Annotated in this window: 11 protein-coding genes; all 11 read left to right on the top strand. The window is 70.2% G+C overall.

Features of this window, described 5'->3' with window-relative positions; all coding sequences use genetic code 11:
- Nucleotide 1: 1 nt before the first annotated feature.
- The 11 genes from ACQXVK_RS08890 (at nucleotide 2) to ACQXVK_RS08840 (ending at nucleotide 15776) form a co-directional block, all read left to right on the top strand.
- The gene (locus ACQXVK_RS08890; RefSeq protein ID WP_402263315.1) at nucleotides 2–796 is read left to right on the top strand and encodes a F0F1 ATP synthase subunit delta; all 795 of its coding nucleotides are present in this window, start codon (nucleotides 2–4) and stop codon (nucleotides 794–796) included.
- Nucleotides 797–903: 107 nt separating this feature from the next.
- Nucleotides 904–2532 (top strand): F0F1 ATP synthase subunit alpha, encoded by a 1629-nt coding sequence (atpA, locus tag ACQXVK_RS08885; protein ID WP_416393324.1) that lies wholly within the window; start codon nucleotides 904–906, stop codon nucleotides 2530–2532.
- Nucleotides 2533–3435 carry a F0F1 ATP synthase subunit gamma gene (locus ACQXVK_RS08880; RefSeq protein ID WP_402263309.1) on the top strand — a complete coding sequence of 301 codons (903 nt, stop codon included), beginning with the start codon at nucleotides 2533–2535 and terminating at the stop codon, nucleotides 3433–3435.
- Nucleotides 3436–3482: 47 nt separating this feature from the next.
- The gene (atpD, locus tag ACQXVK_RS08875; protein WP_022905457.1) at nucleotides 3483–4937 is read left to right on the top strand and encodes a F0F1 ATP synthase subunit beta; all 1455 of its coding nucleotides are present in this window, start codon (nucleotides 3483–3485) and stop codon (nucleotides 4935–4937) included.
- A 1-nt stretch (nucleotide 4938) separates the two neighbouring features.
- A complete protein-coding gene (locus ACQXVK_RS08870) occupies nucleotides 4939–5202 on the top strand; it encodes a F0F1 ATP synthase subunit epsilon (protein WP_430853311.1) in 264 nt (87 codons plus the stop codon).
- Nucleotides 5199–5972: a YaaA family protein gene (locus tag ACQXVK_RS08865; RefSeq protein WP_402263836.1), complete on the top strand. Its 774-nt coding sequence runs from the start codon at nucleotides 5199–5201 to the stop codon at nucleotides 5970–5972. Before ACQXVK_RS08870 ends, ACQXVK_RS08865 begins: the two co-directional genes overlap by 4 nt.
- 110 nt (nucleotides 5973–6082) lie before the next feature.
- Nucleotides 6083–6640: a hypothetical protein gene (locus tag ACQXVK_RS08860; protein ID WP_430853310.1), complete on the top strand. Its 558-nt coding sequence runs from the start codon at nucleotides 6083–6085 to the stop codon at nucleotides 6638–6640.
- 54 nt (nucleotides 6641–6694) lie between these two features.
- The gene (locus ACQXVK_RS08855) at nucleotides 6695–7591 is read left to right on the top strand and encodes a hypothetical protein (RefSeq protein WP_430853309.1); all 897 of its coding nucleotides are present in this window, start codon (nucleotides 6695–6697) and stop codon (nucleotides 7589–7591) included.
- Nucleotides 7592–7594: 3 nt separating this feature from the next.
- Nucleotides 7595–8416, top strand: a complete 822-nt coding sequence (locus ACQXVK_RS08850; protein WP_022905462.1) for a PP2C family protein-serine/threonine phosphatase — start codon at nucleotides 7595–7597, stop codon at nucleotides 8414–8416.
- 128 nt (nucleotides 8417–8544) lie between these two features.
- The gene (locus tag ACQXVK_RS08845; protein ID WP_430853308.1) at nucleotides 8545–9957 is read left to right on the top strand and encodes a serine/threonine-protein kinase; all 1413 of its coding nucleotides are present in this window, start codon (nucleotides 8545–8547) and stop codon (nucleotides 9955–9957) included.
- Nucleotides 9954–15776 carry an Ig-like domain-containing protein gene (locus ACQXVK_RS08840; protein ID WP_430853307.1) on the top strand — a complete coding sequence of 1941 codons (5823 nt, stop codon included), beginning with the start codon at nucleotides 9954–9956 and terminating at the stop codon, nucleotides 15774–15776. The genes ACQXVK_RS08845 and ACQXVK_RS08840 overlap by 4 nt, the downstream gene beginning before the upstream one ends.
- The last annotated feature ends 25 nt before the right edge of the window (nucleotides 15777–15801 follow it).

Genomic DNA, 15801 nt, shown 5'->3' with positions numbered 1-15801 from the left:
CATGCGCAGCGCCACCAGGGAAGCACTGGCGTCCACGAGGGCGGTGCTCGCCGACCTCGGCGGTGCAGCCGACCTCGCCGCCGGTGCCGAGATCCTCGCCGCAGGGCGTGCGATCGCCGGTGCGCCGCAGCTGCTCGGTCTGCTGTCCGACCCGACGGCCGACCCGGCCGGCAAGAAGGTCGTCATCGACCGCGTCTTCGCCGGCCAGTCGGTTGCGACGCGTGCGGTCCTGACCGCGGTGGCCGGCTCGCGCTGGTCCTCGCACCAGGACCTGCTCGTCGGCATCGAGGACGCGGGCATCCGCGCCGTCGCCGCCACCGCCCCCGCGGGCACGCCGATCGAAGCCGAGCTGTTCTCCTTCGAGACCGCCGTCCGCTCGGACGCCGACCTCGAACTGGCACTGGGCACCAAGCTCGGCAGCCCGTCGGAGAAGAGCGCCCTCGTCGAGCGGCTGCTCGGCGGCAAGGCGACGGAGCAGACCATCGTGATCCTGTCGCACCTCGTGCAGCAGCCGCGCGGTCGGCGCATCGGTGAACTCGTCCGCGACGCCTCGCGCATCGTGGCCGAGCAGGCCGGCAAGCTCGTCGCGACGGTCATCACCGCGACGCCGCTCACCGACGGCCAGGCGGCTCGCGTCGCCCGGGCGCTCGCGCAGCAGCACGGCAAGGACATCAGCATCAACCACGTCGTCGACCCCTCGGTCGTCGGCGGGGTCCGGGTGCAGATCGGCGGCGACGTCATCGACGGCACCGTCTCCACGCGTCTCTCGGAGCTCCGGCTCCAGCTCGCCGGCTGAGCGTACGGTCGAAGCCGCCCCTCCCAAGTCCACAACGGGAACTGCCGAGTCAGGCAGCGTCACCCTCTCGGAGCCGTACGGCCCCGGAAACCAACAAGGAAAATCCCATGGCAGACATCACCATCAGCCCCGATGAGATCCGTGATGCCCTGAAGGACTTCGTCTCGAACTACGAGCCGACGAAGGCCTCCACGGCCGAGGTCGGGCACGTCATCGACGCCGGCGACGGCATCGCGCACGTCGAGGGCCTCCCCGGCGTCATGGCGAACGAGCTCATCCGCTTCGAGGACGGCACGCTCGGCCTCGCGCAGAACCTCGACGAGGACGAGATCGGCGCCATCGTGCTCGGCGAGTTCGCCGGTGTCGAAGAGGGCCAGGAAGTCACCCGCACCGGCGAGGTCCTCTCGGCTCCCGTCGGCGACGGCTTCCTCGGTCGCGTCGTCGACCCGCTCGGCGCCCCGATCGACGGTCTCGGCGAGATCCAGGCCGAGGGCCGCCGCGCCCTCGAGCTGCAGGCGCCCGGCGTCATGTCCCGCAAGTCGGTGCACGAGCCGCTCCAGACCGGCATCAAGGCCATCGACGCGATGATCCCCGTCGGCCGCGGTCAGCGTCAGCTGATCATCGGCGACCGCCAGACCGGCAAGACGGCCATCGCGATCGACACGATCATCAACCAGAAGGCCAACTGGGAGTCGGGCGACGAGGACAAGCAGGTCCGCTGCATCTACGTCGCCATCGGTCAGAAGGGCTCCACGATCGCCTCCGTCAAGGGTGCGCTCGAGGACGCCGGTGCGATGGAGTACACCACCATCGTCGCCGCCCCGGCCTCCGACCCGGCCGGCTTCAAGTACCTCGCCCCGTACACCGGCTCGGCCATCGGTCAGCACTGGATGTACCAGGGCAAGCACGTCCTGATCATCTTCGACGACCTGTCGAAGCAGGCCGAGGCCTACCGTGCCGTGTCGCTCCTCCTGCGTCGTCCGCCGGGCCGCGAGGCCTACCCGGGTGACGTCTTCTACCTGCACTCCCGTCTGCTGGAGCGTTGCGCGAAGCTGTCCGACGAGCTCGGCGCCGGTTCGATGACGGGTCTCCCGATCATCGAGACCAAGGCGAACGACGTCTCGGCGTACATCCCGACCAACGTGATCTCCATCACCGACGGCCAGATCTTCCTGCAGTCGGACCTGTTCAACGCGAACCAGCGTCCGGCCGTCGACGTGGGCATCTCGGTGTCGCGCGTCGGTGGTGACGCGCAGGTCAAGTCGATCAAGAAGGTCTCCGGCACGCTCAAGCTCGAGCTGGCGCAGTACCGCTCGCTCGAGGCGTTCGCGATGTTCGCGTCCGACCTCGACCAGGCGTCGCGTCGCCAGCTGGAGCGCGGTGCCCGTCTGACCGAGCTCCTCAAGCAGCCGCAGTACTCGCCGTACCCGGTCGAGGAGCAGGTCGTCTCGATCTGGGCCGGCACGAACGGCAAGCTCGACGAGGTCCCCGTGGCCGACGTCCTGCGCTTCGAGTCGGAGCTGCTCGACCACCTGCGCCGCAACTCGGACGTGCTCACCACCCTGCGTGAGACGAACCAGCTCAGCGACGACACCGTCGCCGAGATGACGAAGCAGATCGACGAGTTCTCCAAGAGCTTCCAGACGAGCGACGGCAAGACGCTCGGGTCCGAGCAGTTCGAGGCCGCTTCGGCCGAGGACGTCGACCAGGAGCAGATCGTCAAGGGTCGTCGCTAGATGGCAGCGCAGGTCCGGGTCTACCGCCAGCGAATCAAGTCCGCGAAGACCACGAAGAAGGTCACTCGCGCGATGGAACTGATCTCGGCGTCGCGGATCCAGAAGGCGCAGGCCCGCATGGCTGCGTCGGGTCCGTACTCGCGGGCCGTGACGCGTGCGGTGTCGGCCGTGGCGACGTTCTCGAACGTCGACCACGTGCTGACCACCGAGCCGGAGTCGTCGACGCGCGCAGCCGTCGTGCTGTTCACGTCGGACCGCGGTCTGAACGGCGCGTTCAGCACGAACGTCCTCAAGCAGGGCGAGGAGCTCGCCTCCCTGCTCCGCAGCGAGGGCAAGGACGTCGTGTTCTACCTGGTCGGCCGCAAGGCCGTCGGGTACTTCGCGTTCCGTGAGCGTTCGTCCGAGCAGCAGTGGGTCGGCAACACCGACCAGCCGGAGTTCTCGACCGCGAAGTCGATCGGCGACGCCGTCGTGGCGAAGTTCCTGCAGGACACGGCCGAGGGCGGCGTGGACGAGATCCACATCGTCTTCAACCGCTTCCTGAGCCTCGCCACGCAGGAGCCGCAGGTCGTCCGGCTGCTCCCGCTCGAGGTCGTCGAGGGGGTCGAGGCCCCGTCGAACGACGAGCCGCTCCCGCTCTACGAGTTCGAGCCGGACGCCGACGCGGTGCTCGACGCGCTGCTGCCGGTCTACATCGAGAGCCGCATCTTCAACGCCATGCTCCAGTCGGCTGCCTCCGAGCACGCCGCCCGGCAGAAGGCGATGAAGGCGGCGAGCGACAACGCCGACTCGCTCATCCGCGACTTCACGCGTCTCGCGAACAACGCCCGACAGGCCGAGATCACCCAGCAGATCTCCGAGATCGTCGGCGGCGCCGACGCCCTCTCGTCGAAGAAGAAGTAGTCCGCGTCGTTCGCGGACAGTTACCCACCCTCAGGAAGGCACCAGCCATGACCGACACCGCAACCACCGCGGTCGAGACGTCGTCGGCGCCCGGTGTCGGCCGGATCGCCCGTGTCACGGGCCCCGTCGTCGACATCGAGTTCCCGCACGACGCCATCCCCGAGATGTACAACCTCCTGTTCACGACCATCACCATCGGTGACTCGTCGCAGGAGATCGGCCTCGAGGTCGCGCAGCACCTCGGCGACGACCTCGTCCGCGCCATCTCCCTGAAGCCGACCGACGGTCTGGTCCGTGGCCAGGAGGTCCGTGACTCGGGCGCTCCGATCTCGGTCCCCGTCGGCGACGTCACCAAGGGCAAGGTCTTCGACGTGCTGGGCAACGTGCTCAACACCGACGAGAAGCTCGAGATCACCGAGCGCTGGCCGATCCACCGCAAGGCCCCGGCCTTCGACCAGCTCGAGTCGAAGACCTCCATGTTCGAGACCGGCATCAAGTCGATCGACCTCCTCACCCCGTACGTGCAGGGTGGCAAGATCGGCCTCTTCGGTGGTGCGGGCGTCGGCAAGACGGTCCTCATCCAGGAGATGATCCAGCGCGTCGCGCAGGACCACGGTGGTGTGTCGGTGTTCGCCGGTGTCGGCGAGCGCACCCGTGAGGGCAACGACCTCATCGGCGAGATGGAAGAGGCGGGCGTCTTCGACAAGACCGCCCTCGTGTTCGGCCAGATGGACGAGCCGCCGGGAACGCGTCTGCGCGTGGCCCTGTCGGCGCTGACGATGGCGGAGTACTTCCGCGATGTCCAGAAGCAGGACGTGCTCCTCTTCATCGACAACATCTTCCGCTTCACGCAGGCCGGCTCCGAGGTCTCCACGCTGCTCGGCCGCATGCCGTCCGCGGTGGGCTACCAGCCGAATCTCGCCGACGAGATGGGTGTGCTCCAGGAGCGCATCACCTCGACGCGTGGTCACTCGATCACCTCGCTGCAGGCGATCTACGTCCCGGCCGACGACTACACCGACCCGGCGCCGGCCACCACGTTCGCGCACCTGGACGCCACGACCGAGCTGTCGCGTGAGATCGCTTCGCAGGGTCTCTACCCGGCGATCGACCCGCTGACGTCGACCTCGCGGATCATGGACCCCCGGTACCTGGGTGCCGACCACTACGAGACGGCCACGCGCGTCAAGCAGATCCTCCAGAAGAACAAGGAACTGCAGGAGATCATCGCCATCCTCGGTGTCGACGAGCTCTCCGAAGAGGACAAGATCACGGTCGAGCGCGCTCGTCGGATCCAGCAGTTCCTCTCGCAGAACACGTACATGGCGAAGAAGTTCACGGGCGTCGAGGGTTCGACCGTTCCGCTGAAGGACACCATCGAGTCCTTCCGCGCCATCGCCGACGGCGAGTTCGACCACGTGGCCGTGCAGGCCTTCTTCAACGTCGGTGGCATCAACGACGTCGAAGAGAAGTGGGCGCAGATCCAGAAGGAGAACCGCTGACATGGCGGCACTCACCGTGAGCGTCGTCTCGGCCGACCGCGAGGTCTGGTCGGGCGACGCCACCATGGTCGTGGCACGCACGACGGAAGGCCAGATCGGTATCCTCGCGGGACACGAGCCGCTGCTCGCGACCCTCGCGCAGGGACAGGTCCGCATCACCCGAGCCGACGGCTCGACGGTGGCGGCGGACGCCGAGGACGGCTTCCTGTCGGTCGAGCACGACACGGTCACGATCGTGGCGCGGCAGGCCGCGCTGTCGTCCTGACCGGACTGACCGTCCTCCTCCCGCCTTCGGAGACGAAGCGGGAGGGTGGGGACACGGAGCACACGCTCGACCTGCGTGCGCTCTCGTTCCCGGAGCTGGCTGCTGAACGGGCCGCGGTGATCACCGCGGCCCGTTCCGTCAGTTCCGAGGAGTCCTCTGCCCGGACGGCCCTCAAGCTCGGCCCGAAGTCGATCGGGGAGCGCGTGCGCAACCTCGAACTCGAGACCTCGGGCACGATGGCGGCGATCGACCGGTACACGGGCGTGCTCTACGACCCGCTCGGCGCGCTCGACGCCGACCTCGCGACCCGGACGTGGTGGTTCGACCACGTCGTGGTGCAGTCCGCCATGTTCGGCCCGATCCGGGGCGGTGACCTCGTCCCTGCCTACCGCCTGTCCCACGACTCGCGGCTCGGTTCCGTGCGGCTCGCGTCGCTCTGGCCGGAGCCGGCCGCTCGGGCGCTGGCGGAGCACACGGCCGACGGTCTCGTGCTCGACCTGCGGTCCGAGGGGTACCGCCAGCTCGGTCCCGTTGCCGGTGCCGTGGTCCCGCGTGTGGTGAGCGTGGACGCGTCCGGTCGCCGCAAGGCCCTGAACCACTGGAACAAGACCGCCAAGGGACGGCTCGTCGCACTCCTCGCCCGGTCGGGCGCGGCGATCGCGACGTCGGACGACCTGCTCGACTGGGCCGCCGCGCACGGGGTCGTCCTCGAGCGCCACGACGGCGCCTGGGACCTCGTCGCCGAGAGCCTCGAACCCGCGACGGTCTGATCCGCCACGCCGCCCCCCTCGTCCTCCACAGCACGGGTGGGGCGGTTCCCGTTCCACAGGTGCTCCCGATCACGGGGCCTGGAGGCGCGGCATGCGTTTCGATGACGTGCATGATCCCCGTCACGACACGAAGCCGTCCCGATGCCGCAGTGCGCTACCCGCGCGAGATCGCGGCCGCCGTCACCCTCCCCGCCGCCTGCGCGGCGCTCGTCGCGCCGCCGGACGCGCCGACGTCACGCGCCGGGTCCATCGCGATCATCACGGCCTGCGCCGCCCTGTCGACCCGGCTCGGGGTGATCCGGTTCCTCGCCGAACGGTCCCCGGTCGACCCGCGGGCGGCACGGCCGTTCGACCCCTTCCGCGACCTGACGCCACCGGCGCTCCGCGGGTTCGGGCCCGCTCCGGAGAGCGGTCGACTCCGGACCGCCGGAGATCGGTGCGCCGACGCGTGGCGGCTCTGGCGCGCCGAGGACGCCGGTGCCGACTCGGCCGCCGGTGCCGCCGGGGCGTTGGCGGTGGCGGCGTGGTGCTCCTGGGCGCTCGGGTCGACCGCTCGGGCACAGACCCGTGCGCAGCACGCGCTCGACACCCGGGCGGACGACCCCCTGGCGGCACTCGTGCTCCGGTCGGTGCGGGCACGGAGCGGGCCCGCGTGGGACCGCGGATGACGGACGGCGGACAGGATCGTCTACGGTTGTCTCGACCACGCTTGGAGGGCTCGGGTGCGCGACGACGACATCGACGACACCGTCGTCCGTCGACCCCGTACGGAGCACTCCGTCGATCGTCTCGACGATGCACTCGGGGACACGGTGATCCGTCCGGTCCCGCCCCTCCCGGGCATGCCGAGCGGGCCGGACCCGTCGCACGATCCGTTCGGGGACACGGTGATCCGCCCGGTGCCGCCGATCCCGGGCACGAACGCCTCGCCGCCGTCGTCGGATGACGTCGACGACACGGTGATCCGTGCGGTGCGTTCGGTGCCCGCCGCGCCCGGAGCGTCCCGTTCCGCGACGTCGGACCAGGCCGACGACACCCTGGTGCGACCCGGTCGGGCGCCGCGCCCGGCGGACGACGCGGTCGACGACACCCTGGTGGGCGGCCGGACGCAACCGGGCGACCAGGCCGGCGTGCCTGCCCAGGGCGACCCGCGCCTCCCGTCCGAGCGTCCCGGACCCTCGACCAGGGTGCCGTCCGTGCGGATCGGCGGCCGTGTCATCCGACTCGACCACCCGGTGATCGTGGGCCGACGGCCCGCGCTGCCGCGGATCCTGCGCGGCCCGTCGCCGGAACTGGTGTCCGTCCCGTCGCCGAGCGGCCAGGTGTCGTCCTCGCACGTGCTCCTGCACGCCGAGGGCGAGGCGGCCGTGGTCGACGACCTCCGCTCCACCAACGGCACCGTCGTCCGGCCCGCCGGCTCGGCACCGTTCCGGATGCCGTCGGGTGCGTCGAACGTCGTGCTGACGGGTACGGTTGTCGAGATCGGTGACGGCAACGTGATCGAGGTCCTCTCGCCACACCTGCGGGTCGCACCGTCGTCGAGGGACCTCCCACCCCTTCCCACGTGGCCGACCGACCCACCCGCCGGCACGCCCCGAACCCCCAGAGAGCGATCCTGAAACGTGACCGAACTCGGCCGAGCAGCGACTGCGCACGCCATCGACGTCCCCGGTGCCGACGGCGCCACCCTGACGCTCTCGTGGGGAGCGGCGACCGACGTCGGTCGGCGTCGTGACCACAACGAGGACAGCTACATCGTCGGCGCCCCCTTCTTCGTGGTCGCCGACGGCATGGGCGGCCACCTCGCCGGCGACCGTGCGAGCGATGCCGTGGTCCGTCGGCTCGAACAGGCGACCGAGAGCCCGTTCACGACGCGGCAGTCGATCCAGCGGGCGCTCCTGCTCGCCACCGCCGACATCGAGCGGGCCGCCGGCGGCAACGCCATCGGTGCCGGGACGACCGTGACCGGCATCGCGCTCGTCGCGGCCCAGGGACAGCCCGCCGCGCTGGTCTTCAACGTCGGCGACTCGCGCACCTACCGCATCGAGGGCGGGGTGCTCCGACGCGTCACCGTCGACCACTCGGTCGTCCAGGAGATGGTCGACGCCGGTCTGCTCCGCGCCGAGGACGCCGAACGCCACCCGGACAGCAACGTCATCACCCGGGCCGTGGGCTTCGGCGAGCCGCCGGAGCCGGACTGGTGGACCCTGCCGCTCCGTGCGGGGGACCGGTACATCGTCTGCTCGGACGGGCTCACCAAGGAGCTCGGCGACGCGGGCATCGCCCGGATCGCCGCACGCGTGCCGGCGGCACAGGACCTCGCCGAACGACTCGTCGGCGACGCGGTCGTCGCGGGCGGTCGTGACAACGTCACCGTCGTCGTGCTGCAGGTGGACGCGGCCCCCGACGACGGCGACGTCGAGGACACGTTGCCCCGACACTGAGTGCCCCCCGAACTGGGGGGCGGGTGGCCAGCGGCCGTGCGCGGAGTGCGGAATGTCGGTCACCCACGGTTCGTACAATGGCATGGCCGTGACGAGAGAGCTGGCCGCTCGGCCGGGGAGGAGTGACGATGGCGCGACGCCTGCCGTCCACCCCGCCCGTCATCGCGGGCTTCAGCCCCGTGCACGTCCTCGGTTCCGGCGGCTTCGCCGACGTCTTCCTCTACGAGCAGGACATGCCGCGCCGGCAGGTCGCGGTGAAGGTGCTGCTCGACGAGGTCGTCGACGACCGCGTCCGGCAGATGTTCCAGGCCGAGGCGAACCTGATGGCACGCCTCAGCACGCACCCGTCGATCCTGACGGTGTTCCAGGCGAGCGTGGCCTCCGACGGTCGACCGTACCTGGTGATGGAACTCTGCTCGTCGTCGCTCAGCGAGCGGTACCGGCGCGAGCCGATCCCCGTGTCCGAGGTCCTCGCGATCGGCATCCGCATCGGCTCCGCCCTCGAGACGGCTCACCGTGAAGGGGTGCTGCACCGCGACATCAAGCCGTCCAACATCCTGCTCACCGCCTACGGCAACCCCGTGCTCTCCGACTTCGGCATCGCGGCGACCATCGGCGAGGCCGACCCGGACGAGCCGATCGGCATGTCGATCCCGTGGTCCGCGCCCGAGGTGCTCATCGACGAGTCGCGCGGCACGATCCAGTCCGAGGTCTACTCGCTGGCCGCCACGGTCTTCTCCCTGCTCGCCGGTCGCAGCCCGTTCGAGGTCCGCGGTGGCAAGAACGGCGCGGCCGACCTCATGGGCCGGATCGACAAGGGCGGCGTGAAGCCGACCGGCCGGACCGACGTCCCGCCCTCCCTCGAACGTCTGCTCGCGGCCGCGATGTCCCGCAAGGTCGCCGGGCGGCCCACGACGGTGATGGAGCTCGTCCGCGGCTTCCAGCAGGTCGAGGCCGAGCTCGGCATCCCGCAGACGTCGGCGGACGTGGCTGTCGAGGCGTGGGCCGTCGCGACGCCCACCCCGGACGGCGACCGGACGATGATCCGTGAACTCCAGCCCCCGACCCGGGTCGGGGCACGCCGTCGGACCCGCAAGGCGGTGCAGGGCGGGTCCGCGGTGTCGGCGGGGCAGAGCGTCGGCACGGTCCACCGCACCGGCTCCGTCACCCGCGCCCGTCGTCGGACGCGTTCGACCCTGGTCTGGGCGACCTCGATCGCGGTCGTCGTGGTCGCGGCCCTCGCCGTCGCCACCGTGCTCGTGATCGGGCGGCTCGGTTCGGGTGCGATCCCGGTCGTCGCCGACGTCCGAGCCGAGCCGTCGCCGTCGTCCGTCACGTTCACCTGGGCGGACCCCGGACTGCGCTCGGGTGACACCTACGTCATCTCGTCGAACGGCGCCGCCAGCCAGCAGACGGGCACCAGCTTCGTCGTCTCCGGGCAGGAGGGCGACGAGGAGTGCATCGCCGTCGCGGTCAACCGTGACGGCAAGACCGGGGTCGCGAGCGCACAGAAGTGCGCCACGATCGGGAGTGCCGGGTGATCCGGGCGTTCCTCGCGAAGCACCGGTCCGCAGCGGTGACGGTCGGCGCCTCGGTCGTCGTCGGTGCGGTCGTCGCGACCGCAGCCGTCGTCTCCAGTGGGTACCACGCGCAGCGGGTCGACCTCGGCGACGGCACCGTCTGGGTGCCGTCCGCCGAGTACGGGGCGGTCGGTCGTGCGAACACCGGGGTGCTGCAGCTCAACACCGCGGTCGAGACCGCGAGCGACGACCTGTCCGTCCTGCAGCGCGGGTCGACGGTCTACAGCGTGGACGAGACCAAGGGCACCGTGGCGAAGGTCGACGTCGCCGACGCCACGGTCGCCGATCCCGTCACACTGCCGGCCGGGACCCCGCAGGTGTTCTTCGCCGGGTCCACGGCGGTGATCGGCAACGGGGACACCGGCGAGCTCTGGGCGACCCCCGCGAAGGACCTCGGCGAGTTCGACGCGTCCACCAAGGCCGACCTCACCCTCGGTGCCGATGCGGTCTTCGACGCCTCCGACGAGCACGTCGCCGTCTACTCGCCGCGGACCGGCTCCGCAGCGCTCGTCGACGTGGGCACCACGCCGACCGTCGCGAAGCGGTGGACCGTGAAGATGGACCGTGCCGACGACTTCCAGGTCGCGTCCTTCGGGGACCACCTCGCGGTCCTCGACCGCACCTCGGGCCGGATGTCCGTGGACGGTCGGACGGTCGAGCTCGGTGACCGGGTCGGCAGCGCACCCGCCCTGCAGCACTCGGCCGACGACGCATCCGAGGTCGTCGTCGCCGGCACCGCCGGGCTCGTCCGGGTCTCGGCCTCCGGGGACGTCAGCTCCACCGCGCTCCAGGTGTCCGGCCGGGCCGCGCGACCCACCGTCGTGGGCACCTGCACGTACGCGGCGTGGGCCGGCGGGCAGGCCATGGACACCTGCAGGGGATCCGGGCTGCAGCGGCTCCAGAGCACCGCGGGCACGGGCGACCTGCAGATCCTGCACAACGGCGAGACGGTCGTCGCGAACGACCCGCAGAGCGGACGCTCCTGGGCGATCGACCGCAGCGGGCAGCTCATCGACAACTGGGCCGACCTCATCAAGAAGGACGAGGACCAGCAGCAGGAGCAGGTCTCCGACGACGACCCCGAGGTCGAGAAGGACCAGAAGCCGCCGGTGGCGGTCGACGACGACCTGGGCGCTCGTCCTGGACGCACCACGAGCCTCCCGGTCCTCCTGAACGACTACGACCCGAACGGTGACCCGATCATCGTGAGCGAGGTCGGCACCATCGACGACGCGATCGGCAAGGTGGCCATCGTCGGCGACGGACAGCGGCTGCAGATCACCCTGTCCGGGCGTGCAACGGGCACCGTGTCGTTCCCGTACACGATCACCGACGGCAACGGCGGGTCGGACACCGCCACGGTGCGGGTCACCGTCCGGCCCGAGTCCGAGAACGAGGCACCCCGTCAGGTCCGCGACACCTCGGCCGACGTCGTGCAGAACGGCCACGTCGTCTCCGACGTGCTCGGCGACTGGGTCGACCCCGACGGCGACCCGGTGTACCTGAAGTCGGCGACCGCAGCGGACGGGGACCGGGTGTCGACGACGCCCGATGGCCTGCTCGACTACCGCAACACGAGCGCGCGCACCGGTGACCGTGCGGTCCAGCTGGTGGTGAGCGACGGACGTGCCGACGGACGGGGCTCGGTCACGATCCACGTCGCGAAGCAGGGGAGCGTGCCGCTGTACGCCGACCCGTTCCCCGTGCGCGGCTACGCGGGCAAGGCCTTCACGGTCGACCCGCTCGACCACGTCCGCGGCGGCAACGGCACGGTCACGCTCACGAGTGTGTCCTCGTCGACCGGCCTGACGGTCACTCCGAGCTACGACTCCGGTACGTTCCGCGTCCAGGGCGCCGGTGCGGGCGAGCACCAGCTCGAGTACACCGTGACCGACGGCACGAAGACGTCGAGCGGCATCGTGCGCGTGACGATCCTCGCCCCGCCGGACGCGTCGACCGCGCCGATCACGACGCCGAAGACCGTGTTCGTCAACACCCTGTCGACGAAGGACACCGACGTCACCGCCACCGACATCGACCCGGCCGGCGGCGTCCTGCTCGTGACCGCGCTCGACGGGCCCGAACGCGGCTCCGGCGTCGAGGCGAGCATCCTCGACCAGCACACCGTGCGGGTGACCCTCACCGCGCCGCTCGACGGTCCGGTCTCGTTCGGCTACACCGAGACGAACGGTCTGGCCTCGGCGACCGGAACGATCACCGTGGTCGAGATCCCGAAGCCGGACCGGATCCAGCCGCCCGTCGCGCAGCCGGACAGCGCGACCGTCCGCGTGGGCGACGTCGCGAACATCGACGTGCTCGACAACGACACGCAGCCCGAGGGGGAGCCCCTCACGCTGCAGCCCGACCTCGTGCAGAACGTGCCCGGTGACGGCGGCCTGCTGTTCGTCTCCGGCGACCACCTGCGGTACCTCGCGCCGACGACCCCGGGCAACTACACCGCGGTGTACCGGGTCGCTGGACCCGACGGGCAGTACGCCGACGCGACGGTGTCGATCTCGGTGCGCGAACGCGACGCCGCGACGAACAACCCGCCCGTCCCGCAGACCGTGACCGCGCGGGTCGTCGCCGGACAGTCCGTCCGCGTGTCGATCCCGTTGAACGGCATCGATCCCGACGGTGACTCCGTGCAACTCGTCGGCGTCGCGTCCAACCCCGACAAGGGCTCCGTCGCCGACGTGTCCACGGACGCGTTGACGTACGAGGCCGGCGACTACTCGGCGGGAACCGACGAGTTCACCTACACGGTCGTCGACGCCCTCGGCGCCCGCGCGACCGGCACCGTGCGTGTCGGCATCGCGCCGCGGGCAGAACAGGCGTCGAACCCCGTCGCCGAGGCCGACCACGTGACGATCCGTCCGGGTGGATCGGTGACCGTCAGGGTGCTGCAGAACGACTCCGACCCCGAGGGCGGCCAGCTGACCGTCACGAAGGCCGAGCCCACCGCCGACGGCGTCTCGGCGAAGATCCTGCAGAAGCAGCAGATCCGGGTGACGCCGCCCAAGTCGGCGAAGCGCGGCGACTACGCGGTCCTGTACACGGTGACGAACGAGAACGGCGGCGCGAGCACGGCCTTCCTCACCGTCACGGTCGACCCGGACGCGCAGCCGCTCCGCCCCGAGGTCGACGACACCACGCTCGACCTGCAGGACATCCTGCACCGGCAGAGCGTGACCGTCGACGTGCTCGAGAACGTCTTCTTCGCCGAGGGGACCACCGCCGACCTCAAGGTGGGCGTCGTCGACGGGTACGGCGACAACGCCCGCACCACCGACGACGGGCGGATCGTCGTCCGGCTGTCCGACGACTCGCAGGTCATCCCGTTCTCGGTCGCCCGCGTGGACCACCCGGACATCGTCTCCTACGGGTTCATCCACGTCCCCGGCTTCGACGACGCCCTGCCCCAGGTGAACCGCACCGCCGGCGCCATCACCGTGAAGAGCGAGGCGACCGTCCGGATCCCGCTGTCGAAGTACGTCGTCACCGCGAACGGGCAGACCGCGAAGATCACCGACCGCGGCACGGTGAAGGCGACGCACGCGAACGGTCAGGGGCTCGTCGTCGACTCCTCGACGCTGCAGTTCACCTCGTCGAAGCTCTACTACGGCAACGCGTCGATCTCGTTCGAGGTCACCGACGGGTCGAACGCCAACGGCGGCAAGGGCCGGGTCGCGACACTCGTGCTGCCGATCAAGGTGACGCCCCGGTCCAACCAGCCGCCCGCGTTCACCGGCTCCGCGGTCGACATGCAGCCGGGGGAGTCGCGCACCATCGACCTCGGCAAGCTCACCGACTACCCGTACCCGCAGGACCTGCCCGAGCTCAAGTACTCGGTCGTCAGCAAGCCGAGCGACGGGACCACCGCGACGATCAGCGGCCAGACCCTGACCATCACGGTCGCCGACACCGCGAAGAAGAACACCACCGCCTCGATCGGCATCGGGGTCGCCGACGACGCCAATGCCGGCCGGTCGGGCGTCATCACCGTGGACGTCGTCGCCTCGACGCGACCGCTCGTGCAGCCGGGAGCCGACACGTCCGTCACGAAGCGTGGCCAGACGACCACGATCGACGTCCTCGCCAACGACCAGCCGACGAACCCGTTCCCGGGCCAGCGGCTGCGCGTCGTGAACATCCGCGGGCTCGGTGGCGGGCTGCCCGGCGGCGTGACCGTCACGCCGAGCGCCGACAAGTCCCGCCTGCAGGTCAGCGTGTCGGACAACGCCAAGCCCGTCGACACCCACCTGCAGTACCAGGTGGCCGACGCGACGGACGACCCCGACCGCTACGTCTGGGGCGACGTCACCATCTCGGTGCAGGACGTGCCGGACGCACCGGGTGCCCCCACCCGCACCGGCTCCTACCAGGGCGGGCAGGCGACCCTGACCTGGTCGACGCCGCAGGCGAACAACTCGCCGATCACGGGCTACCGACTGCAGGGCACCAACGGGGTCGCGAAGGACTGCGGGACCGCGACGGTGTGCACGATCACGGGTCTCGACCCGAAGGGCTCGTACCAGTTCTCCGTCGTGGCGACCAACGCGGTCGGCGACTCGGACGCCTCGGCGAACTCCAGCCCGATCAGCGCGGACTTCGTCCCCGCACCGCCGACGGGCATCGCCGTCACCCCGAGCACGAGCACGCCGAACCAGCTCGACGTGAAGTGGAACGCGGTGCCGGCGCCGAACAACGGAAGCGCCGTGGACAACTACGTCGTCTCGATCGAGGGAGCGGGCCTCTCGACGACCCGCAGCACGGGCACGGCCACGAACACCTCCTTCACGGGAGTGCAGAGCGGGCAGCCGTACACCGTGAAGATCTCGGCGCGGAACGGCGCGGACCGCAACGGCACCGCAGTGCAATGGAATGAGGGAACCGGGTCCGGGACCGCCGTCGGTAACCCGACCGCTCCTTCGGGCGTCACCGTGAATGCTCGGCCAGGTTCTGACAGAACGACCGTCGACGTGACGTACGTGACAGCAGATGGACAGGGTGCACCGCTGAGCGGGTACGAGCTCTACCGGATCAACCCATCTTCGTCGTTCAACTGCTCCTCGGCATCCGGGCCGATCGACACCGCGGGTCCGCGTGGCGGGTCCATGCAGGATTCGGGCGCCGATCCCGGCCGCGCTTTCCGCTACGTCGTGGTTGCGCGAAACTCACAGGGGTTCTGTTCGTACGGGGTCAGTGCAGACACGGCGACGTCCTACGTCAAGCCTGCGCAAGCCGCGACCCCAGAGGTCGACGTCGTTGATGAAAGAGATGGGACGTTCAAGCTCAGGATCAGCAATTACGGCCTGACCGACGGAACTGATGCAGACCGGTACCGGATCCGGTACTCAGAGTCCGACGTCTGGCGCGATGTCCCGAACACTGACACGAGCGGTCTCGGATACGGATCGCAGGTGAACGTGCAGGTCCAGGGTTGCTCGGGCCCGACTTACGACTACTGCGGTCCCGCATCACCAGCAGCCGCTACCGTCACGCCGATCACGACAGTCATCAACGTCACACAGAAGACAGAAGGCCAGGCGCTCCAGGTCCAGGGGCCGTCGAACGGAGACCTGCAACCGACCTACGTGGTCAAGTTCAACGGCCAAGATTCGGACGTCTCGACCGACCCGCCGACCACCTACACGATCAACTCCGTGGTGCCGGAACGGCGCCTGCTCATCCCTACCAGGATCGAAATCACAGTGACCGTCGACAACCACGCTTACACGTACTCGTACGATGCTGACGCGGCTTCGACCGGGAATTGACCTGCCCTACGCTGCCCCTACTGCC

This window comes from Curtobacterium sp. AB451 (assembly GCF_050585845.1).
Lineage (GTDB): Bacteria > Actinomycetota > Actinomycetes > Actinomycetales > Microbacteriaceae > Curtobacterium.
The sequence above is the reverse complement of the archived record's forward strand: the minus strand, read 5'-3'. Positions and strand labels throughout refer to the sequence as shown.